Raw genomic sequence first — 26637 nt, forward strand, 5'->3', positions numbered from 1 at the left:
ACCTTGCAAGATGTTTTTGAGAATACAGGGGTTTATGACCAAAACCTGATTGTGTTTGACGGCGAATGCGTGCTGTGTTCGGGGTTTTTCCAGTTTATGCTGAAACGTGACCGGCGCCATGTTTTCCAATTTGCCACGGCGCAGTCCCCGCTTGGGCAAAAACTGTATCGAGATCTCGGCCTTCCCACACAGGATTTTCAAACCAATCTGGTGGTCGTGGATGGCGCTGTTTTTCAGCATCTGGATGCATTTTCTGAGGCGATGCGACAGTTGCGCGCTCCGTGGTCGCTTTTATCAATATGCCGGTTTCTGCCTCGGCCCATCAAGGATCCGGCCTATCGCTTGATCGCACGAAACAGATACGCGTTCTTTGGTCGTTCCAAGACATGTCTGGTTCCCGGTCCCGATATCAGGGCTCGTTTTGCCGAATACGGGTACTAGCGATGGGCGATCCCTTTCTTAAGGCGATAGGATCGATCGAAAGGTTGCCAAAGGCGGTTCGAGTTTTGCACATGAGCGAGGGCTGCTTTGTGGGACGCTGCGACATCGAACGTGGCAAAGGGCTATGGGTTGCCCTTGCAACTCGTCTGGCCGGATTTCCGCGAAGCGGCAAAGACGTCCCCGTTTCCCTGCAAATTGGTGCAAATGGCGAATTCTGGTCATGGGACCGGAATTTCGCGGGCCACAAAACCCGATCAACTCTGAAATATGATACGAAAAGAGAGTGTGTTCGGGAATCTTTCGGCTCGATCTCAATCTGGTTAAAGCCCATTTGGCGAGAAAACGGAATGCACATCAAAATCCTCCGCCTGACCGTGTTTGGCATTCCGATGCCAGCTTTTACCTTGCCGCGATCAAGAACGCGCGAATGGCAGGACAAAGCGGGGCGCTTTCGGTTTGATGTGTCTGCGGACGCGCCGGGACTGGGAATGTTGATCAGGTATCAGGGATGGCTCACGCCGGTTCACGTATCGCACGAGACAGATTAAACAGAACGTGAGCGACCCTGTGCCGACGAAGCTAATGGCCTAACCTTTTTGACACACACAATCAGGGAAGTAATGACAATGAAACATACACGGACATTTGCCGCGATTGCCGCCCTGGCGTTCAGCATTCCCATGGCTGCTGACGCAGCGCCGCACGGGTACCGGACCGAGCCGATAAACGCCACTGACTTCGAGGTTATTCCGCGCGGCGACCAGCGTACCGAAGGATACTGGTGCGCGGCAGCGGATTATGCACGGCGTACTTTGGGCGCGGGCTGGCGCGATCCGATCTACGTGTTGCGCGGGTATGGGCCAAGCGTCACCACAGGGCGTAAAACAGCGGTTCAGTTTTCGATCAAGCCGCCACAGAATGTCGGTGCGCAGCCAAGCAGCTTTGTTTCGGTTGGTTTTCAGCCGGGGTACAGCATATCTGTACAAGGCGCGAATGCCAGGTGTAACTATCGACCGTTCTTTAACGACTGACAAAACGGCGAGACACCGTGAATGCAGACTGAATTTGTAATTCAGACCCAAGGTTCAGGTCTTTACGAGTTCACGGCCGAGTTGACGCATTGGCTGGGGCAGGTGGCGACGGATGGCTTACTGACGCTTTTCGTTCGCCACACCTCCTGTTCGTTGCTTATTCAGGAAAACGCGGATCCCGAAGTTCAAACCGACCTTCGGGCGTTCTTCGAAAGGCTGGTGCCGCCATCCAATCACCCGTCAATGTCGTATCTAAGGCATACTTATGAAGGCCCCGATGACATGCCCGCGCATATAAAGGCTGCGCTGTTGCCTGTATCCTTGTCGATACCTGTGGTGCAGGGTCGCCCATGCTTTGGAACATGGCAGGGGATATATCTGTTTGAACACCGCACGGCACCACACCAGAGACGGATTGCAGCGCACCTGGCCTGACCCTTTATCTAGCGGTTGAAATTTCCGACTACCCAAATCCTAGTTGCTGCCCTATAGTTGTGGATAAGTAAGTCGCAGCGCTTACAAAAAGAGGCGGAACAAGGGACGAGGAGACGGCGGATGCGCTGCCCGTTTTGCGGAAATATCGATACTCAGGTAAAAGATTCACGTCCGGCAGAGGATCACGTGGCAATCCGCCGACGCCGGTTCTGCCCGGCCTGTGGCGGGCGGTTCACGACCTATGAACGTGTGCAACTGCGTGATTTGGTTGTCATAAAGACCAATGGGAAGCGCGAGGACTTCGACCGCGACAAACTCGAACGTTCGATCCGTATCTCGATGCAGAAACGGCCAGTTGATCCTGAACGGATCGATCAGATGATATCGGGTATCGTACGTCGGCTGGAAAGCATGGGCGATACGGATATCCCGTCCCACAAGATCGGCGAGATCGTCATGGAAGCTCTGGCGCGGATCGATACCGTCGCTTATGTTCGCTTTGCGAGTGTGTACAAGAATTTCCAGGCGGCCGATGATTTTGAGGAGTTTGTCCACGAACTGCGCCCGCCGCAGCCACCGACGGACGAGTGAGCGAAACAGATAAGCGTTTCATGGCGCTGGCCCTGTCACTGGGGCGGCGCGGTCAGGGGATGTGCTGGCCAAACCCTGCAGTGGGTTGTGTTATCGTGCGCAAAGGCCGGATTGTCGGGCGCGGTTGGACCCAGCCGGGCGGTCGCCCCCATGCCGAGACCGAGGCTTTGGCGCAAGCCGGGCAGGCCGCGCACGGTGCGACCGCCTATGTAACTTTGGAACCCTGCGCCCATCACGGCAAGACACCCCCCTGTGCCGAGGCTTTGATTGCTGCGGGTGTCGCCCGTGTCGTGGCCGCCGTGGAAGACAGTGATCCGCGCGTCGCAGGGCAGGGCTTTGCCAAGTTGCGCGAGGCCGGAATTAAGGTCGTAACCGGTGTCCTCGCAGAGCAGGCGGAACGTGATCTGGAAGGCTTCTTCCTGAAGACGGAACAAGGCCGACCTTTCGTGACCCTCAAGCTGGCCAGCAGTTTTGATGGGCGGATCGCAACCTCGACCGGACACAGCCAATGGATTACCGGGCCACAGGCGCGTCGTGTTGTCCATGCCATGCGTGCGCGTCACGATGCGGTGATGGTCGGAGCGGGTACCGCGCGGGCCGACGATCCGTCACTGACTGTTCGGGATCTTGGCGTTGAACATCAACCGGTGCGCGTTGTCGTTTCGCGCCATATGGACATATCCCTGATGGGACATTTGGCCCGCACAGCATCAAAGACACCTGTCTGGCTCTGCCATGCGCATCACCCGGACGCCGAGCGCGCGAAAGCCTGGGAAGGACTGGGCGCAAGGCTGATCCCATGCGCGTTGAAAGATCATCAGATTGACGCGGTCGATCTGCTCCATCAATTGGGGCAAGCCGGTCTGACCAGCGTCTTCTGCGAAGGGGGGGCGGCGCTGGCGGCGTCACTGCTGGCCGAGGATCTGGTGGATGAACTGGTCGGATTTGCTGCCGGATTGACCATCGGAGCCGAGGGGCTGGCGGCAGTTGGAACATTGGGGTTAACGACGCTGGACGCGGCGCCAAGATTCGAGCTGATGGAAACCAATAGGGTGGGTGGGGATATCCTGCACCGTTGGCGCAGGGCGTCTGACTAGGTTTAGCGCCACAAGTGCGCATGTGTCGCAAACACGCCCTGAAGTTTTGACAGAACACGATTGAAGGGACCGGTCGGGGCACAAGTGCCCTGCGCCAGACGTTCAACGGCAACCTCGACGGGGCAGGGTTGCCCCGTGACCGGGTCGAAATAGCGAGGATAATCAATCAGGGTGGCATGGACGAGGCCCATCAACGTCGGTCGCGCACCACGCCGGGCAGGAACAGCCCCCAGATCCGTGGTCAGCCCCCAACCCGCATAAAAAGGCGCGCCCAGAGTTGTAACCTTCACGCCGCGCAGCAAAGCTTCGAACCCCAGAAGCGACGTCATGGTCCATACTTCCTGCACGTGCAGCAACAATGATGCGGGGTCTGTTTGGGTTGCAACGATGTCGGCAATTGCCTCGGCATCGATCCTGCCTTCGCGCAAACCCGCTTCGACATCGGGGTGGGGTTTGTAAATCAGGATCGCTTCGGGATTGGCGTCGCGCGCAGCTTTCAGCAGGTCCAGATTGTTGCGAACCGCGCTGGTACCCAACAGGATTGAGGCATCGTCCTCGACCTGTCCGGGCACAAGAATACGATGGCCTTCGGGCAGGGGGCTGGCGGGATTGCCGGTATTGTATTTGCTCAAGCCTGCGGCCAAGAGGTTCTCGATAAGACGCTCTGCGCGCAGGTCCTGATCCGGCCTCAACGTTTCACGCAAAGTGATCAACTCTTCCAACTGGCTGGGTTTTGTCGGGTCGTAATAGATACCGAATTCGTCCGTCACCAGCGACAGTGGCGGGACCAGTGCCGCCCCAAGTCCGCGTGAACGCAAGAACCCGTCTTCGACCCGAACCGCCCCTTCGGTGTTTCTTGCCTGGCTGGCCCAGACCATGTGGGGGTGGTCCGGTGTGCCGGGTTGAGATGCCGTAAAGCGCAGCTTTCCATGTTGTCCGAAGAACTGTTGCAGATGCCTGCGTTTCCACAAGCGCATCCCGGATGCCGTCCAGCCGTTCTTGTCCTGTCGCCAAACGCGGGTCTGTGCCTCTAACGTGTCCAGCACCGTTTCCAGCTCGCACAGCTGATCGCGATAGGGATCGTACCAAGTCGGGTAAAGCAGCATGGCGGCCGCGAACAATTGTGCCCGTGTCAGGCTGCGCTGACGACGCGGAACGGGGCGGTCATCCTGCGTCAGGCCCCATCCTGCATAGAAAGGTTGGCCGAAAACACGCGGTTTGTGGCCAGCCAGAATTGCCTCAAACCCCAGTTGCGAGGACACGGTGTAGACTGCGACAGCCCCTTCAAGCAACGGCCATGGGCTGATCGGGTCGCTGAACTGCGATATCCCGTCTGACAGGTCCTGATTAGTAAAATGCCCCTGACGGTGACCAGCCAGTGTTTCAGGATGCGTCTTGATCAGGATACGCGCGCCGGGGTTTTCCTCCTGCGCCAAGACAAGCATTTCAAGAAACCGGGCGCGGTCCGCTCTGCTTGCTGTTACCGACGCATCGCCGGCCGTCTGATCAATCACCAGAACATAACCCGGATCGGGTGGGTCAAGATCGAGATCGAAGGCGGAGTACTTGCTGAGGTTAAGCTCCCTGATCCGCGTGATCGCGGCGCGGGCACGGTTCAGCAGGGCCGTGTCATCCAGCGGGTGCGTGGCCAGCACTGTTTCAAGTTCAGATGGCGCAGCGGCATCGAAATGCAGGCCGGAACGATCCAGTAACAGCCCCAAAGGGGGCTCGCCATTCCGGCCCGGGTGCAGAGATCTGAGAAAGGCGTCCTCGACCCGCAGAACCGGGGCAGCGTGTTTTTCGGCGATCTTAAGGCCGCGATGTGCTGTCGGGCTGTTACCCCAGACGCCTACGCAATCGCCGTCTTTGGGATATCCCAGACGAATGTCGTAACCCGAAAGCGACAGGATTCGTCTCAGACGTTTCTGGGTCAGAAAGCCGCCGTTATAGACGAACAGCCGATTTTGCCCGCTCCCGGCTGACGTGTCGGGATCGGGCCTCATGCATCAATTGCCGGTTAGGGTGGCAACGTTTGCAACGGGTGTCAGACCGCCTGCGATAAGTGAGATCGATTTGCTCCATTGTGCATAGGGCGCTTCGGTCACGTAGATCGTATCATCGTCCCGGATCACGAAATCGCGTGCAATGAACAGGCCGTTGGGGGCTGTCAGGTTCAGCAGGTAGATCATGCGCTGATCCCCTTTGAGGTCGGCGCGTCCGGTGATACTGCGGGCGACATCCTGACGTTCCTTGCGCAGGATAAAGATACCGGTTGGATCTGAGGATAGCGTCAGCAGACCACCGACCTGTGCCAAGGCTTCCAGTGCCGACAGGTCCTGACTTTCAAATGCCACGCGCGACTGGCCCCCGGTTGCGCCAAGGGCGATATACGATCTGCTGTCCTCTTCCACCAGAATGCGGTCGCCACCGCGCAGGGCGACGTCTAGCTTGGGGTTGCGAAACAGGTCCTCGTACCAAACGGTACCCTTCTGATCGCCCCGGATCAGGGTCACCAGCGCGATGTCAGACGCGACCGAGACTCCGCCCGCCTGGGACAACATACCAAGCAGCGACCGGGTTGGCCGTTCAATCGGATAAATGCCCGGTGCGGCGACCGTGCCCGTCAGCGAGACGGTGGACCCGTCACCAGCGACGCGCCGCACTTCGACCTGCGGGTCCGGCGTTTGTTCCTGAAGCTTGTTGGTGATCAGAACGCGCAGCTGTTCCGGCGTGTTTCCCGCAGCCCGAATCCGGCCTGCATAGGGAACAAAGATAAATCCGTCGCTGTCGACCTGAACCTCATTCAACGCGGTCGCAAGACCGGTTTCGCCGGACAGAAGGCCATCGTCGACGTTTTCCCAGATGGTCAGCCCCAGCACGTCGCCAGGGCGGACGGTATCCGCGGTCAATGTCTGGGCACTGCTAAAGGAGGAAGAAAAACCATACTGAGGAATAGCGGATGTCGCGCGTGTGACGTTGTCATCAACTTCAACGACAAATGCGTTGCCCCCTTTTTGAACTGAACCGGCCAGAATTTCGGATTTGTTCGGTCCGGATTTTGGCAGCTGGCACGCGGCCAGCAGGCCAATTGCAGCCACAAAGGACACGCCCCGAATCCATCGCCTAGGAGAGACTTTCACCGCCCGATATCCTCAGTCTTTTGTAGTTGCGTGCAGATTAGCTGGTAAGTTGCTTAACTTCCAGTCACACACCACCCGTTTCATTCGACGACTTTCAACTGTGTCGTTCGCGCCTCGTTCGTATTCAGAACCGATTGGTAGGGATCGTTGGTGTCCAAAAGCATATCCACGGCGCGGCGCAGCAGCTGACGGCGCCCTCGTCTTGAATAGAACCCGCCGGGTACCTGACTGGTTTCCAGAAGAAATTGCCGATAACAGCGATAGGCTTCGGAATCGGGGCGGCAAGGATCGGCAAAAAACGCCGCGATCGGCTGCTGCGAGACGAAATCGGGTTTGTCATAAACCGAACGCCCGAAAATGCGCAATGGAATGCCCCGCCACAGGACCTGCTGTCCGGCGGTGGAATTCACGGTGACGGCCGAATTCGCCTCATCCAGCAATCTGGCCAGCTTGCCGCCCGGCACATAATGAACCCGGTCGTCGATGCCGTGTTTTCTGGCAATCTCGCGAGCCCGGCGTCGCAACGGTTCGCGATGGTTTTCCAGGGGGTGTTCCTTTACCACCAGCCTGTGATGGGTCGGCGCGCCTTGCGCAAATCCTTCGATTGCCAGCTCAAGAAATTCACACATGCCCGAAAAGCTGGAATGAGCCTTCACCGAGCTGTCATGCCCAAGCTGCAACAGAACGAGGTGGTAGGGGTATCCGCCCCATCTGACCCGCACCGTCGCCACACTTCGCTGAAGACGATGAAAAGGCATCAAAAACAGGCGCTTGAGGTACAATCTGAATTCTTGCGAGACAGGTAATTCCCTGTGCGGTTGAAAGTTTCGGTAGCGGCTGTTCAGAGTCATCACGAACCAATGATAAAGGGCGCCATAGAAGATATGATGCCGCATGTCTCCCCAATGCGACGGGGGCGGCGGCGCCTTTCGGTCGGACAGGGCCATGGCCTGACGCATCTGCTGAACGTCCAGCGTCATCAGCCGGGAATTTCCATTTGACCCGTCCCGCTCATAGGTCACCCACCAGGGGCGCAGATACCCCTCCTCGAATACATGTACGGTAACTCCGCAAGACCGTGCGATTTCGACCGCACGCGCATGTATGGGTCTGGTGTCGCCATATAGTACAATGTCCGTAACAGCTTTTTCAGCGATTAAAGAGGACAGTGTTGCGGGCCAGTTTTCCGGTTTGTCCTGAAACGGGATGTAACTTGCTTTGTCAAACCAGAACGCCTGATCGCCTGCATTGAATCCAACCCGCCAGACCCGAGCCCCCGTCGCGCGCAACATACGCCCCAAGGCCGGGAAAAAAGGTCCGTGCGGGCCCTGAAGGAACAGGAAGACCCGATCATGAGACCTTAAAGGCGGGTGCTGCATCCGAACTGCTCGTATTGTTGTTGTTGCCAAAACTATGCCCGTTTGGTCGGTGTACGGCAAGGCAGGGCTTGCCCGCGCGGCCCGTTGGCCTTACCTCGACGGTGATAGTCAGGCACAGGTTAGGAACTGAGGGTTAACGGAATGTTTACAGGGATCGTCACCGACATGGGCACCGTCGCCGAGCTGGAGCAGCAGGGTGACCTGCGCGCGCGGATCAAGACCGCCTATGACACTGCGGGCATCGATATCGGGGCCTCGATTGCCAGTGACGGTGTGTGCCTGACCGTGATCGCGCTGGGCGACGATTGGTATGACGTCCAGATCAGCGCGGAAACCGTCTCGAAAACCAATCTCGACACATGGACTGTCGGCAAGCGTGTCAATCTGGAACGTGCCCTGAAGGTTGGTGACGAACTGGGCGGTCATATCGTCTCGGGCCATGTGGATGGCGTAGCCGAGGTGATCGCGATCAAGGAAGACGGCGACAGCACCCGCGTCACCCTGCGTGCGCCAAAGGATCTTGCACGGTTCATCGCGCCCAAAGGGTCGGTGGCACTGAATGGCACATCCCTGACGGTCAATGACGTGACAGATTGCGATTTCGGCATCAACTTCATCCCGCACACCAAAGAGGTCACCACCTGGGGTGACGTGCAGGTCGGTGACCGGGTCAATCTTGAGATCGATACGCTGGCCCGTTATGTGTCGCGTCTGGCCGAGATGTCCTGATACGATACGTCGCGTCGGAGCAGACCTGCGCCGTTTGTGGACTGGTCTTTGTGCCCTCAGTGGTCTATTCCGCCGTTCAAACATGCCATGCGAAAGGCTGCCCAATGAGCTTTGAGACACCCGGCCCGGTCGAGGCCCGGCTGCGCGACGCGATCAGCCCGATCGAAGACATTATTGAAGAGGCGCGTGCGGGCCGGATGTATATTCTGGTCGACCACGAAGATCGCGAAAACGAGGGCGATCTGGTGATTGCTGCCGAGTTCGCTGATGCCGAGGCCATTAACTTTATGGCCACCCATGGCCGTGGCCTGATCTGTCTGCCGATGACAGCAGAACGTGTCGAAGCGCTTGGGTTGCCGATGATGGCAGTGAACAACTCGTCCCGGCACGAAACCGCATTCACCGTGTCCATCGAAGCGCGCGAAGGGGTCAGTACCGGGATCTCTGCCGCCGACCGTGCGCTGACCGTGGCAACTGCGATCAACGAGCAGAACACGATGGCCCATATCGCAACGCCTGGCCACGTCTTCCCCTTGCGCGCCAAGCGGGGTGGGGTGTTGGTGCGTGCCGGTCATACCGAGGCTGCCGTTGATATCTCGCGTCTGGCCGGTCTGAACCCCTCGGGCGTGATCTGCGAGATCATGAAACCCGACGGCACCATGGCGCGTCTGCCCGATCTGGTTGAGTTTGCGCAAGAGCACAACATGAAGATCGGCACGATCAGTGACCTGATCGCCTACCGGTCGCGCAATGACAATCTGGTGGTCGAAACCTCGCGTCAGATGGTGACGTCAGAATATGGCGGCGAGTGGGAGATGCGGCTGTTCACCGATCAGACCCACGGCATCGAACATGTGGTCATGATCAAGGGCGACATCACCACACCCGAACCGGTGTTGACCCGCACCCATGCTCTGCACGAGGCCCCCGATATTCTGGGTCTTGGTCCGAAATCCTCGCGCGAACTGCCGCGCGCCATGGAAAAGATTGCTGAAGAAGGACGGGGCGTGGTCTGCCTGTTCCGTCAACCGCGCAACTCGCTATACGCTACGGGTGACGAGGGGCCGCGTACCATCAAACAAACCGGCCTGGGGGCGCAGATCCTGTCCAAGATGGGAATTCAGGAACTGGTTCTGCTGACCGACTCGCCGCAAACCGTATATCTGGGGCTTGACGCGTTTGGCCTGTCCATCGTCGGCACCCGTTCGATTCTGAAGGAAGACTGATCATGGCTGCTCAAGACGAACATGGCGTTCTGCCGACACCGACATTTGACAAGCCGGTCAAGCTGCTGATCGTGGCGGCGCCGTTTTATCGTGCGATTGCCGATAACTTGATCGAGGGCGCGAAGGCCGAAATCGAAGCCGCGGGTGGAACCTGCGAAGTGGTCGAGGTACCCGGCGCGCTGGAAATCCCAACCGCCATCGCTATGGCCGACCGTCAATGCAACTTTGACGGCTACGTCGCGCTGGGCTGCGTCATTCGCGGTGAGACAACGCATTACGAAACCGTTTGCAACGACTCCAGCCGGGCCATCCAATTGATGGGCCTACAGGGCTTGTGCATCGGCAATGGCATTCTGACTGTGGAAAACGACGCGCAGGCCGAAGTCCGCGCGAACCCTAAAAAGATGAACAAAGGGGGTGGGGCTGCTGCTGCGGCCTTGCATCTGATCGCGCTCAGCCGTAAGTGGGGCTCTTCCAAAAAGGGCGTTGGTTTCAAGCCGCCGTCCGAGTCCATCCTTGTGGCGGGCGACAGCAACGGACCCTCGACAGCATGACCAAGACAGACGCGCCGAAACCGGCCAACCAGAAACGCCTGATGAAATCCGCCGCCCGGCTTTATGCCGTGCAGGCGCTGTTCCAGATGGAACAGTCCGGGCAAACGACCGAAGCTGTCGTGAACGAGTTTCTGGATCACCGGTTTGGCGCCGTCTATGAGGGCGAGGAGATGTTGGATGGCGATATCTCGGTTTTCAGGTCCCTGGTTGACAACGCGGTTAACTATCAGGCGGCCATCGACCAGATGACTGACCGTGCGTTGGTGGCCAAATGGCCGATTGCGCGCATCGATCCGACCCTTCGTGCGGTGTTCCGTGCCGCAGGTGCCGAGCTGACCCAAAGCGACACGCCGCCAAAGGTTGTCATCACCGAATTCGTCGATGTGGCGCGTGCGTTTTTTCCGGAAGGCAAAGAGCCGAAATTCGTCAATGCCGTGCTGGATCACATGGCGCGCGAGGCACAGCCCGAGGCATTCTGACGCCTTTACGAGAACCAAATATGCGCTAACCTGAATGTCATAGCGCAAAGAGGTTCGCCATGCCCAAACTGATCCGCCTTTATATCACGCAAGTTGCCTGGGGCTTTGTCATTTCGGCTGTGTTTGTCGGCGTTCTGTTGGCTCTGAATGTCGCAAATCTCCGCCATCTGATAACCAGTTCGGAAATCGGCTTTATCGCTTTGGTGATGATCTGGTTCATGAACGGCATTGTCTTTGCCGGTGTTCAGTTCGCCTACAAGATCATGAGCATGGCAGAAAAGCCGCAAGGCCCGCGCCGGGGGACACCTGTTGTACACAGCTTTGAACCGGCGGTTGCAAAGCAGGAAGCCCGCGCAGGGCGCTGAACTTCCGTGGAAAATGTGGCGGGACCACCAAACAACCGTGTGGTTTGATTCCCGAGGACCTGTATATACAGGTGGGCGCCAGGTAATCAGGCCAGGACCTGAACAGAGCCAGCCCCCTCGGAATTGCTTAAGGCCACCAGAATGCTACCTTTCACAAGAAGGGCAGAACCCGCCACGCGCTTAAGTAGGGCGTATGACGGGTTCGCACAAGGGGTCAGGCATCAACAGTTTCGTGCAATGCCGTGCGCATCTTGCCAAAGTGCTCGTCCCAACCCTTGTCCAGCGCCAGGATCAGGCCAAAGGCATCGGCCCCCTGCGGCAGGCCTTCATGCCGAAGGTCAAGGCGCGTCCCGCCTGCGACGGGTTTCAGGGTCCACTTGACTACGCTCACCGCGTCGCCCATCGGTTTTACGGTGAACGTGTATTCCAGATATTTGGGAGGGTTGGCAACGCGAACCTCACCCCAGATCAACAGGTCGCCGCTTGTTGTGCCAAACATCTCCAGCTTTTGACCGGCAGACAGAGTATTTTGAGGTTTGTGGAACCATTCCGCCAGACGATCCGGGTCTGTAAGATAAGCCCAAACCGTTTCCGGCTCGGCCCTCAGAAAGATCGATTTATTCAGAACTGCATCGGTCATTTCGATTTCCTTTCAACAGCTTCCTTGAGAGAGTTGAGGCGATCGTCCCAGAACTGGTCAAAATATCTGAGCCAGTCCAGAACGGGGGCCATCCCCTGTGGTTCAAGACGGTTAATGCGTTCGCGGCCGCGGGTTTCAACGGTGATCAAGCCGCCGTCGGATAGCACGGTCAGATGTTTTTTGACCGCGGCCCGGGTCATGTCGAACCGGTCTGTCAACTGCCCGATGGTCATGTCTTGAGACGAGAGCAATTGCACAATGTCCCTACGTGTGGGATCGGCCAGCGCACGAAACGCGTTTTGAGTTCGGTTATCCATAAGCAAACCCGGAAGAGATACCATTTGGTATCATATTAATGCGACACCCAAAGGTATCATGTCAAGTACGACGCAGCACTTTACTTTTGTTCCCTAATTGTTCACATTTCTGACATGACTTTAGATCTGCAGCCCGGACAGAAACTGGCGCGTGGCGTCGCACGCCACCTTGCCGCGCATGGTTTTGTTTCTGTTGAAGAATTCGTTCCGGCACGTGGTCTGCGTGTCGATGTGATGGGGCTGGGTCCCAAAGGTGAGATTTGGGTGATCGAATGCAAATCCAGCCGTGCCGATTATCAATCGGATGCCAAATGGCAGGGCTATCTGGAATGGTGCGACCGATTCTTCTGGGCCGTGGATACCGAGTTTCCGACCGATCTGTTACCTGACGAAACGGGCTTGATCATTGCTGATGCCTATGATGCCGAGATCGTGCGCATGGCGCCCGAGGACAAGCTTGCTCCAGCGCGGCGCAAAAAGATGATCCAGAAATTTGCAACAGATGCAGCACGCCGACTGCATGCACTGCGCGATCCGCGCTTGTAAAAAGCTCAGCCTTTGACGGCGAGGGCGGCCTGTATCGCGGCGCGGATCTCGTCTGCGATTTCTTCGGCTTCCTCGGGATCGAAATCCATCGGAATCTCGATGCCGTCGGCTTCGATGAACAAGCGTACCATCCCCTGATCGGTCGGGCCGATTTGCAGGTTGGCCTGTATATCGCGTTCGGTATTGATGCCCATCTGTGCCTCCGAGCCTGAGCGTTCGTGCTAACGCGCACGGGGTTGAGAATCAAGTCACCTTTGCGGTCAGATAAGACATGGATAAAGTGGTTCTCAGAACGTTTCGCCCCGATGATGCCGCGTGGCTGGTTGAACAGCACGGGTTGCTCTATGCGCGCGACGAAGGATTTGATGACAGCTTTGCCCCATTGGTTGCGCGCATCCTTGAGGAGTTCATTGCAGACAACGACCCGTCCTTTGAAAAAGGCTGGATTGCTGAACGGGCTGGACAAAGATTGGGTAGCATCTTCTGCGTGCGCGTGGACCAGACGACCGCCAAACTGCGCCTCTTCCTGCTTGTCCCCGAGGCGCGCGGACTTGGGTTGGGGAAACGGCTGTTACAGACCTGTACAGACTTCGCACGCGAGGCTGGATATCGGGAAATGGTTCTGTGGACCCATGAAAGCCATACGGCTGCCTGCGCGCTTTACAGGGCGTTTGGCTGGGAACTGATCGACAGCAAACCGGTGCATTCCTTTGGGGTCGATCTTGTCGAACAAAGCTGGAGAATTCGGCTTTAATCCTCTTGCATTCCCCCGGCGCGTTCGGTACATCGCCCCTCACGAAGTGCCGCCTTAGCTCAGTTGGTTAGAGCGCTGGATTGTGGATCCAGAGGTCCCCTGTTCAAGCCAGGGAGGCGGTACCATTCCCCCAAAATCGACTGTCCGTGTTCGCACCGCCAAGCGCATTACAAACATAGTGTAGGCTCGAACGCCGGAAAGTCCGGCGCGCTGATCTTTAGCGCGCCAGGTTCAGTTTGAACCGCATTTTCACCCGCTTCGCAGTGGGCAGGTGGCGGTTCAGGCGTTTGTTGATGAGGCCAAAACCCCCGACAATCACCAATGTCAGCAAGATGAAATAGAACGCCAGAATTGGATAGGGGATAAACGGGTTGAACGTCTTGTCCGCGAAATAGCTGGCGTAATAGAGCGCGTCGCCGCGCTGCTGCCAGGCCGGAAAGGCCGAGAAGAAGACCAGCGTGGTGGCGTGGAACAGAAAGATGGCTTCGTTCGTGTAGGCAGGCCAGGCCAGCCGCAGCATGGTTGGCCAGACGATCCGCCGAAACCGCGACCAGCCGGACATACCATAGGCATCTGCCGCTTCGATATCTCCCTTGGGGATCGAGCGCAGAGCACCATAAAAAATCTCACCTGAATAGGCTGCGGTGTTCAGGAACAGCACGATCAGTGCGCCGAGCCAAGCCGAGGTGAAGGCGTCAAACATTGGATAGGTTTTCTTCAGCGACAGAAAGAAGAAATAGGCAAAGAAGAACTGGATAAAGAGCGGCGAGCCCCGGAACAGGAAGATGAACCATTCGGCAGGTTTGCGCAGCCATTTGTTGGTCGAGGCTTTGCCGACGGCCAGTGCAGTGGCCAGAAAGAACCCGGTCGCCAGCGCCATGACGCCGAAATAGATGTTCCAGATCATGCCCGATCCGATCAGGGTGAACTGTTCGCACAGGGTGAAATCGGTCTTGGGCAGCAGGCGCTCCCCAATGCCAAGCGAACGCAGGCCGTAATCCTGAATGGTCTGGATGCAGCTCATGCTCGGGCTCCTTGGAAAGGAGATTGCGTGCGCGAAGGAGATTGCTGTGCAATCGCGTGCGGCACCCGGTTGCGGTCTTGAATGCGGATCATCATGCCGTGGTCTCCTTGCGCAGAAGCTCTCCGCCCGAAGTGGCCTGTCCGTGGGACAATCGCCGCATCAGTTTTTCAAGCCCAAGTTCCGAGAAACGGGTCATGCCAAGGTAGAAGATCAGCAGGAACAGGAAATACCACATGCGCCAGTCGCCATGCGGGTATTGCGTAAATTTCGAGGTTTTGGTGCCGCCCAGTTCGCGCGCCCAATACACGATATCTTCAACACCCAGCAGGAAGAGCAGGGGCGTCGCCTTGATCAGCACCATCCACAGATTGGACAGGCCGGGCAGCGCGTAGACCCACATCTGAGGCACCAGGATGCGCCAGAAGGTCTGGCGGCGGTTCATACCATAAGCTTCGGCCGTTTCCAGTTGCGCATGTGGTACGGCGCGCATCCCCCCGAACAGGACATTGGCCGCAAAGGCGCCAAAAACGATAGAGAACGTGATGACCGCCAGGAAAAACCCATAGGTTTCATGCACCCATTCAGGCGCGGTCCCGAGTGGCAGCTTGGCAGCCTGACAAACAAGGAAATCATTGCCCTGGCGGATTGGGTCGGTCCAGTCCGGGCACAATATCTTATGCCGTGTCCACTCGAACGCCTGATCCAGTGCGATGACGAAAAACAGGAAAAACGCAATGTCGGGCACGCCGCGCACAATCGCGATATACCCTTTGCCCAGCCAGCTGAGCGGGGGGAAATGCGAGCGCGCCGCCATGGCACCTGCAAACCCGAAGCCAAGTGCGACGGGCGCGGTCACAGCCAGCAGGGCCAAAACCTTGATGAAAGACAGGTAGAACGACCAGTGTACGCCATTGGTCAGGTAGCATGAAAACCAGCGGAACGTGCCCAGCGTGTCAGGATCAGCGCAGTACGAGAACATATGGCGTCTTTCCAACGTCTGTTCCGGCTAGGCCGGAATCGGCCCGGTGCCGAGGCACCGGACCGGGATTGGTCAGGTCTTAGTTGGTGACGACCGAACCGTCAGTACCGTATGTGGCGGTGCCTTCACCGAACCACTTGATCAGCATCTCGTTCAGCGTGCCGTCGGCTTTCATCGAAGTGATGGCTTCGTCGAACTTGCCGCGCAGTTCACCGTCGCTTTCACGCAGGCCCATGCCGACGCCGCCGCCCAGCGGAACCGGATCGCCGACAAAGACCAGCTCACCGCCCGATTCCTCGACCAGCGGCACCAGATAGTCGCGGTCGGCCAGAACGGCATCGGCTTCGCCGTTACGGACGGCTGCGATGGTTTCTTCTGGGGTCGCGAACTCAACCAGCGTTGCGCCGGATTCGGCAACGTGACCCGCCTGGATCGTGGCGGTTTGCGCCGCAACGACACCGCCGGTTACGTCTGCCGAGTCAGAGGTCGCAACATAGGCCGAAGCGGTCGGCGGGTAATAGTCTTGGGTAAAGTCGATGACCTCATCACGTTCGGCTGTGATCGACATACCGGCGATAATGGTGTCGTAGTTGCCCGAGACCAGGTTCGGAATGATCGAATCCCAGTCGTTCTTGACCCATTCACACTCCAGGTTGGCGCGTTTGCACAGCTCGTCGCCGACTTCACGCTCGAACCCGTCGATTTCACCTGCATCGTTGATGAAGTTGTACGGAGGGTAGGCGCCCTCGGTGCCCATGCGGATCGTGTCGGCCATGGCGATACCAGCAGTCAGCGCCAGGGCCGCAGTGGACAGAATCAGGTTTTTCATTGGTTACTCCCCAGTTTTGGTTCTGTTCTTGAAGTTAAGCCGCCTGAGTGGCGGAGAGAAAGCCCCGAAGCCGCTCGGATTCGGGTGACGTAAAGATATCTTCGGGCAAACCTTCTTCCTCGATCAGGCCCTGATGAAGAAATACCACGTGGCTCGAGATATCTGCCGCCATTTTCATGTCATGAGTCACGATGATCATGGTGCGCCCTTCGGCTGCCAGATCCTTGATCACCTTGATCACTTCCTGTTCCAGTTCGGGATCCAGCGCCGAGGTCGGTTCGTCGAACAACAGCGCCTGTGGTTCCATGCACAGCCCCCGCGCGATAGCGGCGCGCTGTTGCTGACCGCCGGACAATTGCGCCGGATAGGCGTCGCATTTGTCGCCAATGCCAACTTTCTCAAGGTATTTGCGCGCGCTGTCTTCCACTTCGGCCTTGTCGCGGCCCAGAACGGTCACGGGGGCTTCCATGACATTTTGCAGGATGGTCATATGCGCCCACAGATTGAACTGCTGAAACACCATCGACAGGTTGGTGCGGATGCGCAGGACCTGCTTGGGGTCCGCGGGGCGGCGCCCATGGCTATCGCCCGACCATTTGACAGGTTCGCCTTTGAACAGGATTTCGCCCTGCTGGCTGTCTTCCAACAGATTGCAGCAGCGCAGCAAAGTTGATTTTCCTGACCCCGATGACCCGATCAACGAGACCACGTCGCCGCCATGCGCTGTGATGTCCACCCCCTTCAACACTTCCAGATTGCCGAAGCTTTTGTGAAGGTTTTTGATTTCGATGACGGGAGCGGTTTCTGTCACGGGCAGTCCAGTAGTTTGTGGTGTTGGTGCGGTACTAGGGCCGAAAAATTTGCTCAATGCAATGCGCAATTCGCAAATTCAGGGTCGGAAACTGTCAAATTGACCAAATGCACCCGACAATTTGGCCATCAGATTATCCGCTGGGCGCATGGCGGTGGCGGGGTCGGTACGGACAGGTACTCCTCCGCCGGGATGTCGATCAGCCCCTGAATGTGCAGCGTTTTGCGGTCGTGTTCGGCAAGGTTTTCTATTGCTGCCCGAACTGCGTCTGCGACCAGATCCGCGTTTTGGTCGGGTCCGGTAATATAGGGCAGGGTCGGTGTAGAAGCGGTTTTTGCCAGTTCGCGCAGGCTTTCGCCCAGATCGGTATGTTCTTGCAACATCATCCAGGTTAACGCATCCAGCGCCGCGAAATCTGCCTTCCCCTCCGAGACCGCCTGCGCTGACAGCGCGTGACCGCCTGTCTCCAACAACGACGCGGGATACAGGTTCTCCCGGGATAAATGCGTGATGGGTGCCGCCCAGCCGGATTGGGACAATGCTTCGTTATATGCGAAGATACCGTCAGTCATTCCCGCCAGCGTGCGGTCGTCGTCGCGCCGCGCCACAAAGACCGAGCAATAATGCCCGGCAGGGCAACCGGGCAGGCCGTAATCCGGGGTGCCCACCAGTTGAACACGACCATGCAAGCGTGTGCGATAGGGCATTCCACAGGTCTGTGCCAGCACCAGATCGGGATCAAGCCAAACCTGCCAAACATCGGCGTCTCGGGTCAGCTGTTCTGGCCCGTAACCCAGATTCGTGCGAATCAACCCCCAGAACCGACCATTGGCGGCCTGAACCTCGGGCATGTCGTACATGCCAAGCATGGCTATCAAGATTTGGCGGCCTTTTGCCGGGCCAAAGCCGAATCCACGTCGCTGACCCCCAGCAGGCTGACAACCAGACGCAGCAGCGAGTCCTCCTCACCCGTGCGGTGGCCATCAGCCAGGGCCACTGACCACAGCGCCTGAACCACCGCCAGCCGGTTTTCATAAGCGACTGCTTCCTTGATGGCGCGGGTAAAACGGACCGTGTCGGGGGCTTCAGCCTCCAGATCTTCGGCACGGGCGCGCAAAGCCGCGCTTTCGAATGGGGACAAACCGTATCGTTCTGCCGATATGCGGTCGATGCGCGACATTTCTGAGGCAGAATAATCGTTGTCAGATCGTGCCAGACGCACCAGCAGGGCCGTCAGGGCCAGGCGGGCATCATCTTCGACAAGCGGGTCGGGCTTGGGCTGTGTGAGCCTGGAAAGAAAGTCACTGAACATGGGTAAGATATAGCGGGCGCTTAACTCACATCCAAGCGGCTTTGGACGCGCTCGCGCGCTGCCTGACTGTCATTGTAGCTCAGGCCCATGGCAATGCGGGCTTCTTCGACGATCTTTATCTCGCCCTCGTCCGAACTGCCATCCGCCAGAACGATTTCCCACAACGCGTCAAGGGCTGCCAGCCGCTCTTTCAGATCCGTGGTTTCCCGGATCAGTTTGCCGAACGTATCAGTTTCCGGTGCCGCAGCATGGAGTTTTTCACAGGTGGCACGCACCTTGGCTGCCTCAATCGCGTTATGCTGGTACAGACGGGCCAGTATCTTGTCGATCAGACTGATCTCTTCCAGCTTGTAATCGCGATCTGCCTGCGCGACGCGCACCATCAGAGCACCCAGAGCAAGTTCTGCATCCGGGTCCGGCAACTGTTCATGATGAGGCGGTCTGAGCGCCTTAAAGAACCTTTTCAACATAACAAACACCTAGACGACAGGTCGTGATCGGCCAAGCACGAAATGCTGGTCGCTCTATGGTATTGCGTGTGTCCCAGGCTGAATCAGAGCTGTGCGGCATCTGGTACACACCGGCCAACAATCAATCATAGCCCAATATCCATGGGTTGCAATTTGTGCTGAGGAAACAAAGACCTGTGATTACCAGGTCAGGGCCTCTTTGGCTGCGGTTTGCAACCAGGCCAGCATTTGGCGATAGGGAACCGGACCGTAGCTGATCCGCGCGACCCCCAGTTTTGCCAGGGTGGGCGTATCCGGCGTGCCGGGCAGGGCGATGATATTGACCGGTAAGGCCGTGGATTCGCAAAGCCGGGCGATCAGGGCTTCGTTCTTTAGCCCGGGTGCAAAGAATCCGCTGGCACCTGCATCAGCATAGGCATTGGCACGGGCAATAGCCTCATCCAGCATCGTGTCGTCATGAGTGTCCGTAGCGGCCTTCAGGAAGATATCTGTGCGCGCATTGACATAGGCGGGAATGCCTGCGCGCGCGCAGGCGTCGCACATCGCTTCAACACGTTTGGCCTGAGTGGCGATGTCAAAGAGGCCGTCTCCACCTATGATCTGGTCTTCAAAGTTGAAACCAACAACACCGCAGTCCAGCGCGCGCTGAACGTTTTGCGCGATCCCTTGCGGGTCTTCGGCATAAGCCCCCTCGAAATCCAGTGTTACAGGCAGATCAACCGCTGCAACGATGCGGCGTGCATTGTCCAACGCGGCCTCAAGTGGAATGTTCTGCCCGTCGCCATAGCCCTGCGCCATTGCAACAGGGGCACTGCCGGTCGCGATAGCCTGGGCACCAGCGTCCCGAACAGCGCCAGCGCTGCCAGCGTCCCAGATATTGAACAGAATGACAGGATCGCCTTTCTTGTGAAGGCTGGTAAAGGTCACGGCTTTCTGGGACTGGCTGGTCATCGGAACTCTCCTGTTGTCGCGTATCCTACAGCTAACGCTGTGAAAATGACCCGGCCAGAGTTTTTGCACCCAGACAGGTCACTTTGAGGTGACGGCACAGGCACAGATTGCGTCAGCTGTGCAAAGTACCTGTGACATCCACTGGTTTGAAACCAAGGCCTCAGGCTTCGCCCGCAGCGCCAGAGACGAATTTCGCGCTAAACGCAGATTCGCCAAGACGTTGCAGCAGGCTCAGCTGTGTCTCCAGCCAGGCTTTATGACCTTCTTCTTCCATCAGGATACGTTCGAACAATGTACGCGAACCAACATCACCGACTTCGGCCGCCTGTTGCGCTGCATTGGTGTAGAAATCGACGGCCTCACTCTCGTCTTGGAGATCAGAGGCGAACATTTCTTCCAGCGTGCCCGCTGCGGCTGGGCTTTTCTGAAACGCAAGCTCGGGGGTTCCACCCAGAAACAGGATACGTTCGATAAAGGCGTCAGAATGCACCAGTTCTTCCTGCATCTCGCCCCGCATTTTCTCAGCCAGAATATCAAGGCCCCAGTCGTCCAAAACGTGCGCGTGCAACTGGTATTGGTGCGCGGCAGTAAGCTCCATATGAAGCGCTTGCTGAAGGTTGCTGATCGTTGTTGCGTTGCTCATCGGAAATCTCCTGAAATCGTGAAATGCAAAAGCAGAAAGCCTGCCGCTGCACACAGTTAAGAGGTCAATCCCCACGAAACAACGTGGGGTGACGGTCCGACACAGTCAGGGATCAGACCAGGCGCGAGGTGTCTTTCGCGGCCCGCACAAAATCGCGAAACAGCGGATGCGGGTCAAACGGCTTGGACTTCAGTTCTGGGTGGTACTGAACGCCAATGAACCACGGGTGATCCGCCCATTCCACGATTTCGGGCAGACGACCGTCCGGCGACATGCCCGAAAACTTCAGGCCCGCTTTTTCAAGCTTGTCGCGATACTTGATGTCCACTTCATAGCGGTGGCGGTGCCGTTCCTCGATCTGAGTGCCGCCATAGACCTCGGCGACTTTGGATCCGTCCGCCAATACTGCGTTGTAGGCCCCAAGGCGCATTGTGCCGCCCTTGTCGTCGCCGACCTTGCGCTCGACTTTGTGGTTGCCCTGTACCCACTCCTTGAGGTGATAGACCACCGGTTCAAACCGTTTCTTCCCGGCCTCATGGTCGAACTCCTCGGACCCGGCTTCGGTAATACCCGCAACGTTTCGCGCTGCCTCGATCACCGCCATCTGCATGCCAAGACAAATGCCCAGATAGGGGACTTTGTGCTCGCGCGCATATTGCGCCGCCTTGATCTTGCCTTCGGTGCCACGCTCGCCAAATCCACCGGGGACGAGGATGGCGTGGAAGCCTTCCAGATACGGAGCTGCGTCTTCGGTGTCGAAAACTTCGGCATCCACCCACTCGATCTTGACCTTCACACGGTTGGCCATACCGCCATGGGTCAGCGCCTCGGCAATCGACTTATAGGCGTCTTCAAGCTGCGTGTATTTGCCGACAATGGCCACTTTCACTTCGCCTTCGGCGTTGTGGATGCGGTCGCTGACATCTTCCCATTTGGCCAGATCAGGTTTGGGGGCAGGGCTGATCTGGAAGGCGTCCAGAACGGCCTGATCCAGCCCCTCGCGGTGATAGGCCAGCGGCGCGTCGTAAATGGTGGACAGGTCCTGCGCGGCGATCACGCTGTCCGGACGCACGTTACAGAACAGGGCCAGCTTTTCCCGTTCCTTGGTCGGGATCGGCCCTTCGGACCGGCAGACCAGAATATCGGGGGCCAGACCGATCGAGCGCAGTTCTTTCACCGAGTGCTGGGTCGGCTTGGTTTTCAACTCACCCGACGCTTTGATGTAGGGCAGCAACGTCAGATGCATAAAGATACACTGGCCGCGCGGTTTGTCCTGACTGAACTGTCGGATGGCTTCAAAGAAGGGCAGGCCTTCGATGTCACCCACGGTACCGCCAATCTCACACAGCATGAAATCAACCTCATCCTCGCCGATGGCGATGAAATCCTTGATCTCGTTGGTGACGTGCGGGATCACCTGAATGGTCTTGCCAAGGTAATCGCCGCGGCGTTCTTTCTCGAGCACGTTTGAATAGATCCGCCCGGAACTGACCGAGTCGGTCTTGCGCGCTGCGACACCGGTGAACCGTTCGTAATGGCCAAGGTCCAGATCGGTCTCGGCGCCATCATCGGTGACAAACACTTCGCCATGCTCAAAGGGCGACATCGTGCCGGGATCGACGTTCAGATAGGGGTCCAGCTTGCGCAGACGCACCGAATAACCGCGGGCCTGCAACAAAGCGCCCAAAGCTGCCGAAGCCAGCCCTTTGCCCAAGGACGAAACCACACCACCGGTGATGAAAATAAAACGTGCCATAGTTTTTCGGCTGCTCCCGTGAGACGTCAAAATCAGCTGCCCGGCGGTTCCGAAAAACCGCTGCATCACGGGACTTCACGTATAAAGGATTCGCGCCAAAAGCGCAAGAGAACCGCAAGATGCTGTTGCAGTCCTCTTTCATGTTTCTAGGTTTTGTGGATCAATCCGCCTGCGGGATCAGAGGCGCGTTGTCGTCCTGTGCCGGCGGCAAAAGATCATCAACCGACGGAATCGCCGGTGCGCTTTCCTCGGTCGAAGCCGGTGCCGGAACGCCCAGACGGTCGATTACCGAGCTGCCCGAAGATTTCTGAGCCGCAAGAATGGTCAGCGTGATCGAGGTGACGATGAAACAGGCCGCCAGAATCCACGTCAGCTTGCCCAATGCCGTCGCTGCTGCGCGACCGGCCATGGCACCGCCACCACCCATACCCAGGCCACCGCCTTCGGACCGCTGCATCAGGACAACGGCGATCAGGCCCAGAGCCAGAAGAAGATGGATAATGAGAACGACGTTTTCCATGGTGGTCCTGTACAGCGTGGCGTGTATCGCGTGGTACTTATGCAAGTTTGCCAGCGGGGGCAAGTCAGGAGTTGGCATCAACTTCTTTGATGTATCCCATCACGTCAAAGGGACTGGACAGTGTGTTGATTTGTGACGCAGGCTGCGGCCATGCCACATGACGATCACGACCACCCGCATGCCCTGTTGCCACCTGAACCCGCATTGCGCGTCAAAGCGCTCGAGACGATTCTGACCCGCAAAGGGCTGATCGATCCGGCGGCTCTGGATGAGATCATCGACACTTATCAGAACAGGATCGGGCCGCAAAACGGCGCGCGCGTCGTTGCCAAAGCCTGGAGCGACCCTGCCTTCAAAGCTGCCCTGCTTGAAGACGCCACTCCGGTCGTAGCGGACCTTGGCTACTATGGCCGCCAGGGCGAACATATGGTGGTGGTCGAGAATACACCGGACCGGCACAATATGGTCGTCTGCACCCTGTGCAGCTGTTACCCTTGGCCGCTGCTGGGTATCCCGCCCGGATGGTACAAATCCGACGCCTACCGAGCCCGCGCAGTGCGAGAACCGCGCAAGGTGTTGGCCGAATTCGGCGTCACCTTGCCCCAAGACACCTCTGTACGGGTTTGGGATTCGACGGCCGAGATTCGCTATCTCGTCTTGCCCATGCGCCCTGAAGGCACAGACGGAATGAGCGAAGATGAGCTTGCTGCGCTTGTGACGCGCGACAGCATGATCGGCACGGGCCTTCCCAAGGTGCCATCATGACCCGCGTTCACGATATGGGAGGCCGTTTCGGTGATGGTCCGATACACCCCGAGGCAGAGGACGCGCCTGTTTTTGCCGAAGACTGGCACGCCCGCGCTCTTGCGGTGACACTTGCATCCGGGTTTCTGGGGCAGTGGAACATCGACGTTTCGCGCCACGCGCGCGAACGCTTGTCTCCGAAGGATTACACCCGGTTTTCGTATTATGAGAAATGGATATCCGGTCTGGCCGATCTGCTGGTCGAAAAGGGTGTTCTGACATTGGATGATCTGCGTGGCGTGAGCGGCGACAATCCGCACCCCTTGGCAGACAGAGCGCTCAAGGCCGAAGCGGTGTCCGCTGCGCTGGCCAAAGGCGGGCCTGCGGACAGGCCTTCCAATGTCGCGGCGCTGTATTCTGTGGGGCAAGAGGTTGTCACGGTCCGGCCGACAGCAAATCGCCTCGTGGATGGAGGTCACACGCGCCTGCCTGTCTATGCATCCGGTGCCAGGGGCCGAATCCTGCGCCTGCACGGAACCCATGTTCTGCCCGATTCCAATGCGCATGGGTTGGGTGAGGCGCCAGAGCCGATTTATGCAGTGGCTTTTGCGGCATCAGAACTCTGGGCCGCCACCGAACATCCCGCCGACCAGGTGGTGCTGGACCTCTGGCAAAGCTACCTGGAACCGGCATGAACGACTGTATCTCATACGGAGCCCCCGAGCCGGTTTTTGCTGAACCCTGGCACGCTCAGGTCTTTGCCGTCACCGTCGCGCTGAACGAGGCCGGACGGTTCGAATGGGCGGATTGGGCGGCGCGTTTTTCAGCGACATTGAAACACAATGGGCTTGCCGGGGAATTGGATGGCGGTGACGATTACTTCCACGCATGGCTGGAAACGCTTGAGGCATTGCTGGCCGAACAGGGCGCTGCAAGGCCGAAAGATGTGCTTGATCTGCATAAGGCCTGGGAAGAGGCTTACCTGACCACTCCGCATGGGCAACCTGTCCACTTACGGCGACAGGGTTAGGGGGCTCTGCCCCCGCCGCCCGTTCCGGGCGCCTCCCCCGGGATATTTACAGCCAGGTGAAGCAGGGGATCCACTCTTCATCTGGCTACAAATATCCCCGCCGGAGGCATCGCGCGCGAGCGCGATTTTCCTCTGCGGCGAAATATCGGTTTCCCTGCCGTTTTTGCCCCGCTATATGAGCCGGGTTTGATCACTCAGCACGAAAAGGACCGGATATGGCCAACGTGGTTGTTGTCGGCGCCCAATGGGGCGACGAAGGAAAAGGCAAGATTGTCGACTGGCTCAGCGAAAGGGCGGACGTAATCGCGCGTTTCCAGGGCGGTCACAATGCCGGTCATACGCTGGTGATCGACGGTGAGGTTTATAAGCTGCACGCGCTTCCTTCGGGCGTGGTACGCGGCGGCAAGTTGAGCGTTATTGGTAACGGCGTGGTTCTGGACCCCTGGCATCTGGTCAATGAGATCGCAACCATCCGGGCGCAGGGTGTTGAGATCACTCCTGAGACGCTGATGATCGCTGAAAACACGCCATTGATTCTGCCCATTCATGGCGAGCTGGACCGTGCGCGCGAGGAAGCTGCGAGCAAAGGCACCAAGATCGGAACAACCGGTCGTGGAATTGGCCCGGCATATGAAGACAAGGTTGGGCGGCGTTCTGTTCGCGTTGCCGATCTGGCGGACGAAGCCACGCTGGAGGCCCGCGTGGACCGCGCATTGCAACATCACGATCCGTTGCGCAAGGGTCTGGGTATCGAGCCGGTTGACCGCGACGCGCTGATTGCTCAACTCAAAGAGATCGCGCAACAAATTCTGCCGTTTGCAGCCCCCGTCTGGAAAGTGCTGAACGAAAAGCGCAAGGCCGGGAAACGCATCCTGTTTGAAGGGGCGCAGGGCGCGCTGCTGGATATCGATTTCGGCACCTATCCCTTTGTGACGTCGTCAAACGTGATTGCGGGGCAGGCGGCAACCGGTGTTGGTATCGGCCCAGGCTCGATCAATTTCGTGCTTGGCATTGTTAAGGCCTATACCACCCGTGTTGGAGAAGGGCCGTTCCCGACCGAGTTGGAAGACGCAGACGGTCAGCGTCTGGGTGAACGCGGGCACGAATTCGGCACGACAACAGGCCGCAAGCGCCGCTGCGGATGGTTCGACGCCTGTCTGGTGCGCCAGACCTGCGCAACCAGCGGCGTGAACGGTATTTCGCTGACCAAGCTGGATGTTCTGGACGGGTTTGAGACACTTAAGATCTGTACCGGGTATGAGCTGGATGGCGAACGTTTGGATTACCTTCCGACCGCTGCTGATCAGCAAGCCCGCTGTAACCCGATTTATGAAGAAATGCCGGGGTGGAGCGAATCGACCGAAGGCGCGCGCAGCTGGGCGGATTTACCTGCAAATGCGATCAAATATGTGCGTCGGGTCGAAGAACTGATCGAGTGCCCGGTTGCGCTTTTGTCCACAAGCCCGGAGCGGGACGACACCATTCTGGTGACGGACCCCTTTGCTGACTGATGCGCGAGAAACAGAAGACAGGGTTGAGTTACAAGGCACGCCGGCGCTGGTCGCTGGTGATCCTTGTGCTTGGCCTTCCGCTGTACATCATCGCCGTGGTGACGATCGTGAACTTGCTGGGGCGTCCTCCGATCTGGATCGAACTGCTGGTTTATATCGTGCTGGGCATCCTTTGGGCCCTGCCGTTCAAGTTCGTGTTTCGCGGCGTCGGTAAAGAAGACCCCGATCAGTCCTAGCGCTCGTGAGGTACGTGTAAATGACCCGGCCTGCTGAGTGCCGTGCGGGAAAACGCGTGGTCCTCGGCGCTTTGGTGACGACCGTCTGGTAACAGTC

Annotated in this window: 35 protein-coding genes and 1 tRNA gene; 19 read left to right on the plus strand and 17 right to left on the minus strand. The window is 58.0% G+C overall.

The window, feature by feature from the left end:
* Positions 1 to 3: 3 nt before the first annotated feature.
* From ACR0JI_RS07720 to ribD, 6 genes are all read left to right on the plus strand, one after another.
* Positions 4 to 441, plus strand: a complete 438-nt coding sequence (locus tag ACR0JI_RS07720) for a thiol-disulfide oxidoreductase DCC family protein (RefSeq protein WP_480476412.1) — start codon at positions 4 to 6, stop codon at positions 439 to 441.
* Between the two features lie 2 nt (positions 442 to 443).
* Positions 444 to 989 carry a DUF4166 domain-containing protein gene (locus tag ACR0JI_RS07725; protein ID WP_480476414.1) on the plus strand — a complete coding sequence of 182 codons (546 nt, stop codon included), beginning with the start codon at positions 444 to 446 and terminating at the stop codon, positions 987 to 989.
* 78 nt (positions 990 to 1067) lie between these two features.
* Positions 1068 to 1472, plus strand: coding sequence for a hypothetical protein (locus tag ACR0JI_RS07730; protein ID WP_480493482.1), 405 nt, complete (start codon positions 1068 to 1070; stop codon positions 1470 to 1472).
* A gap of 21 nt (positions 1473 to 1493) precedes the next feature.
* Positions 1494 to 1907, plus strand: coding sequence for a secondary thiamine-phosphate synthase enzyme YjbQ (locus ACR0JI_RS07735; RefSeq protein WP_480493480.1), 414 nt, complete (start codon positions 1494 to 1496; stop codon positions 1905 to 1907).
* A 120-nt stretch (positions 1908 to 2027) separates the two neighbouring features.
* Positions 2028 to 2498, plus strand: a complete 471-nt coding sequence (nrdR, locus tag ACR0JI_RS07740) for a transcriptional regulator NrdR (RefSeq protein ID WP_267367325.1) — start codon at positions 2028 to 2030, stop codon at positions 2496 to 2498.
* On the plus strand, positions 2495 to 3595 hold the full coding sequence (gene ribD, locus ACR0JI_RS07745; protein WP_480493479.1) for a bifunctional diaminohydroxyphosphoribosylaminopyrimidine deaminase/5-amino-6-(5-phosphoribosylamino)uracil reductase RibD: 1101 nt from the start codon (positions 2495 to 2497) through the stop codon (positions 3593 to 3595). The genes nrdR and ribD overlap by 4 nt, the downstream gene beginning before the upstream one ends.
* 2 nt (positions 3596 to 3597) lie before the next feature.
* Here the strand turns inward: ribD and ACR0JI_RS07750 are convergent, their stop codons facing one another.
* The 3 genes from ACR0JI_RS07750 to ACR0JI_RS07760 form a co-directional block, all read right to left on the minus strand.
* A complete protein-coding gene (locus tag ACR0JI_RS07750) occupies positions 3598 to 5598 on the minus strand; it encodes a capsular polysaccharide biosynthesis protein (protein WP_480493478.1) in 2001 nt (666 codons plus the stop codon).
* Positions 5599 to 5601: 3 nt separating this feature from the next.
* Positions 5602 to 6735, minus strand: a complete 1134-nt coding sequence (locus ACR0JI_RS07755; protein ID WP_480476424.1) for a polysaccharide biosynthesis/export family protein — start codon at positions 6733 to 6735, stop codon at positions 5602 to 5604.
* Between the two features lie 80 nt (positions 6736 to 6815).
* Complete coding sequence (locus ACR0JI_RS07760) at positions 6816 to 8114, minus strand: capsule biosynthesis protein (RefSeq protein ID WP_480493477.1); 1299 nt, start codon at positions 8112 to 8114, stop codon at positions 6816 to 6818.
* 141 nt (positions 8115 to 8255) lie between these two features.
* On the opposite strand from ACR0JI_RS07760, the gene ACR0JI_RS07765 reads away from it, so the two are divergent.
* The 5 genes from ACR0JI_RS07765 to ACR0JI_RS07785 all read left to right on the plus strand — a co-directional run bounded on the left by ACR0JI_RS07765 (position 8256) and on the right by ACR0JI_RS07785 (position 11467).
* Positions 8256 to 8843, plus strand: coding sequence for a riboflavin synthase (locus tag ACR0JI_RS07765; protein WP_480476428.1), 588 nt, complete (start codon positions 8256 to 8258; stop codon positions 8841 to 8843).
* Between the two features lie 104 nt (positions 8844 to 8947).
* On the plus strand, positions 8948 to 10069 hold the full coding sequence (ribB, locus tag ACR0JI_RS07770) for a 3,4-dihydroxy-2-butanone-4-phosphate synthase (protein WP_209504308.1): 1122 nt from the start codon (positions 8948 to 8950) through the stop codon (positions 10067 to 10069).
* Between the two features lie 2 nt (positions 10070 to 10071).
* A complete protein-coding gene (locus ACR0JI_RS07775; RefSeq protein ID WP_480493476.1) occupies positions 10072 to 10623 on the plus strand; it encodes a 6,7-dimethyl-8-ribityllumazine synthase in 552 nt (183 codons plus the stop codon).
* Complete coding sequence (gene nusB, locus ACR0JI_RS07780; RefSeq protein WP_209504306.1) at positions 10620 to 11102, plus strand: transcription antitermination factor NusB; 483 nt, start codon at positions 10620 to 10622, stop codon at positions 11100 to 11102. The genes ACR0JI_RS07775 and nusB overlap by 4 nt, the downstream gene beginning before the upstream one ends.
* Positions 11103 to 11161: 59 nt before the next feature.
* Complete coding sequence (locus ACR0JI_RS07785) at positions 11162 to 11467, plus strand: hypothetical protein (RefSeq protein WP_480476434.1); 306 nt, start codon at positions 11162 to 11164, stop codon at positions 11465 to 11467.
* Between the two features lie 214 nt (positions 11468 to 11681).
* Here the strand turns inward: ACR0JI_RS07785 and ACR0JI_RS07790 are convergent, their stop codons facing one another.
* A complete protein-coding gene (locus tag ACR0JI_RS07790; RefSeq protein ID WP_480493474.1) occupies positions 11682 to 12107 on the minus strand; it encodes an SRPBCC family protein in 426 nt (141 codons plus the stop codon).
* On the minus strand, positions 12104 to 12424 hold the full coding sequence (locus ACR0JI_RS07795; protein ID WP_480476940.1) for an ArsR/SmtB family transcription factor: 321 nt from the start codon (positions 12422 to 12424) through the stop codon (positions 12104 to 12106). The genes ACR0JI_RS07790 and ACR0JI_RS07795 overlap by 4 nt, the downstream gene beginning before the upstream one ends.
* A 114-nt stretch (positions 12425 to 12538) precedes the next feature.
* Here ACR0JI_RS07795 and ACR0JI_RS07800 point away from each other — a divergent pair, with 114 nt between their 5' ends.
* Entirely contained in the window at positions 12539 to 12970 is a 432-nt protein-coding gene (locus tag ACR0JI_RS07800; RefSeq protein WP_480493473.1) for an MmcB family DNA repair protein, read from the plus strand.
* A gap of 5 nt (positions 12971 to 12975) precedes the next feature.
* Here the strand turns inward: ACR0JI_RS07800 and ACR0JI_RS07805 are convergent, their stop codons facing one another.
* Positions 12976 to 13164, minus strand: coding sequence for a DUF6324 family protein (locus ACR0JI_RS07805; RefSeq protein ID WP_117869403.1), 189 nt, complete (start codon positions 13162 to 13164; stop codon positions 12976 to 12978).
* A 77-nt stretch (positions 13165 to 13241) separates the two neighbouring features.
* Between ACR0JI_RS07805 and ACR0JI_RS07810 the strand changes: the two genes are divergently transcribed.
* Both ACR0JI_RS07810 and ACR0JI_RS07815 read left to right on the plus strand, forming a co-directional pair.
* Positions 13242 to 13724 (plus strand): GNAT family N-acetyltransferase, encoded by a 483-nt coding sequence (locus ACR0JI_RS07810; RefSeq protein WP_480476440.1) that lies wholly within the window; start codon positions 13242 to 13244, stop codon positions 13722 to 13724.
* A 48-nt stretch (positions 13725 to 13772) separates the two neighbouring features.
* Positions 13773 to 13849: transfer RNA gene (locus tag ACR0JI_RS07815), tRNA-His, on the plus strand.
* 92 nt (positions 13850 to 13941) lie between these two features.
* Here ACR0JI_RS07815 and ACR0JI_RS07820 read toward each other — a convergent pair.
* The 11 genes from ACR0JI_RS07820 to secG all read right to left on the minus strand — a co-directional run bounded on the left by ACR0JI_RS07820 (position 13942) and on the right by secG (position 23019).
* Positions 13942 to 14748 carry an ABC transporter permease gene (locus tag ACR0JI_RS07820; RefSeq protein WP_480476442.1) on the minus strand — a complete coding sequence of 269 codons (807 nt, stop codon included), beginning with the start codon at positions 14746 to 14748 and terminating at the stop codon, positions 13942 to 13944.
* 91 nt (positions 14749 to 14839) lie between these two features.
* Positions 14840 to 15727 (minus strand): ABC transporter permease, encoded by an 888-nt coding sequence (locus ACR0JI_RS07825; protein WP_480476942.1) that lies wholly within the window; start codon positions 15725 to 15727, stop codon positions 14840 to 14842.
* 79 nt (positions 15728 to 15806) lie between these two features.
* A complete protein-coding gene (locus ACR0JI_RS07830) occupies positions 15807 to 16556 on the minus strand; it encodes a transporter substrate-binding domain-containing protein (protein ID WP_480476444.1) in 750 nt (249 codons plus the stop codon).
* 34 nt (positions 16557 to 16590) lie between these two features.
* A complete protein-coding gene (locus ACR0JI_RS07835; RefSeq protein WP_209504298.1) occupies positions 16591 to 17367 on the minus strand; it encodes an ABC transporter ATP-binding protein in 777 nt (258 codons plus the stop codon).
* Positions 17368 to 17495: 128 nt separating this feature from the next.
* Entirely contained in the window at positions 17496 to 18245 is a 750-nt protein-coding gene (locus tag ACR0JI_RS07840) for a phosphate/phosphite/phosphonate ABC transporter substrate-binding protein (RefSeq protein ID WP_480476446.1), read from the minus strand.
* On the minus strand, positions 18242 to 18679 hold the full coding sequence (locus ACR0JI_RS07845) for a tellurite resistance TerB family protein (protein ID WP_480476448.1): 438 nt from the start codon (positions 18677 to 18679) through the stop codon (positions 18242 to 18244). The genes ACR0JI_RS07840 and ACR0JI_RS07845 overlap by 4 nt, the downstream gene beginning before the upstream one ends.
* Before the next feature lie 20 nt (positions 18680 to 18699).
* Complete coding sequence (locus tag ACR0JI_RS07850; RefSeq protein WP_209504295.1) at positions 18700 to 19149, minus strand: tellurite resistance TerB family protein; 450 nt, start codon at positions 19147 to 19149, stop codon at positions 18700 to 18702.
* A gap of 180 nt (positions 19150 to 19329) precedes the next feature.
* The gene (locus tag ACR0JI_RS07855; protein WP_480476450.1) at positions 19330 to 20100 is read right to left on the minus strand and encodes an isocitrate lyase/PEP mutase family protein; all 771 of its coding nucleotides are present in this window, start codon (positions 20098 to 20100) and stop codon (positions 19330 to 19332) included.
* Positions 20101 to 20260: 160 nt separating this feature from the next.
* Positions 20261 to 20743 (minus strand): bacterioferritin, encoded by a 483-nt coding sequence (locus ACR0JI_RS07860; protein WP_480476452.1) that lies wholly within the window; start codon positions 20741 to 20743, stop codon positions 20261 to 20263.
* A 112-nt stretch (positions 20744 to 20855) separates the two neighbouring features.
* Positions 20856 to 22499, minus strand: a complete 1644-nt coding sequence (locus tag ACR0JI_RS07865; RefSeq protein ID WP_480476454.1) for a CTP synthase — start codon at positions 22497 to 22499, stop codon at positions 20856 to 20858.
* Between the two features lie 160 nt (positions 22500 to 22659).
* Positions 22660 to 23019 (minus strand): preprotein translocase subunit SecG, encoded by a 360-nt coding sequence (secG, locus tag ACR0JI_RS07870; RefSeq protein WP_480476944.1) that lies wholly within the window; start codon positions 23017 to 23019, stop codon positions 22660 to 22662.
* A 150-nt stretch (positions 23020 to 23169) separates the two neighbouring features.
* Between secG and nthA the strand changes: the two genes are divergently transcribed.
* The 5 genes from nthA to ACR0JI_RS07895 all read left to right on the plus strand — a co-directional run bounded on the left by nthA (position 23170) and on the right by ACR0JI_RS07895 (position 26540).
* On the plus strand, positions 23170 to 23784 hold the full coding sequence (gene nthA / locus ACR0JI_RS07875; RefSeq protein WP_480476456.1) for a nitrile hydratase subunit alpha: 615 nt from the start codon (positions 23170 to 23172) through the stop codon (positions 23782 to 23784).
* The gene (gene nthB / locus ACR0JI_RS07880; RefSeq protein WP_480476458.1) at positions 23781 to 24458 is read left to right on the plus strand and encodes a nitrile hydratase subunit beta; all 678 of its coding nucleotides are present in this window, start codon (positions 23781 to 23783) and stop codon (positions 24456 to 24458) included. Before nthA ends, nthB begins: the two co-directional genes overlap by 4 nt.
* Complete coding sequence (locus tag ACR0JI_RS07885; protein WP_480493471.1) at positions 24455 to 24793, plus strand: nitrile hydratase accessory protein; 339 nt, start codon at positions 24455 to 24457, stop codon at positions 24791 to 24793. The genes nthB and ACR0JI_RS07885 overlap by 4 nt, the downstream gene beginning before the upstream one ends.
* A 215-nt stretch (positions 24794 to 25008) precedes the next feature.
* The gene (locus ACR0JI_RS07890) at positions 25009 to 26304 is read left to right on the plus strand and encodes an adenylosuccinate synthase (RefSeq protein WP_480476462.1); all 1296 of its coding nucleotides are present in this window, start codon (positions 25009 to 25011) and stop codon (positions 26302 to 26304) included.
* Positions 26304 to 26540, plus strand: a complete 237-nt coding sequence (locus tag ACR0JI_RS07895) for a DUF2842 domain-containing protein (protein WP_480476464.1) — start codon at positions 26304 to 26306, stop codon at positions 26538 to 26540. Before ACR0JI_RS07890 ends, ACR0JI_RS07895 begins: the two co-directional genes overlap by 1 nt.
* Positions 26541 to 26637: the final 97 nt, after the last annotated feature.

The organism is Ruegeria sp. N10 (genome assembly GCF_056531545.1).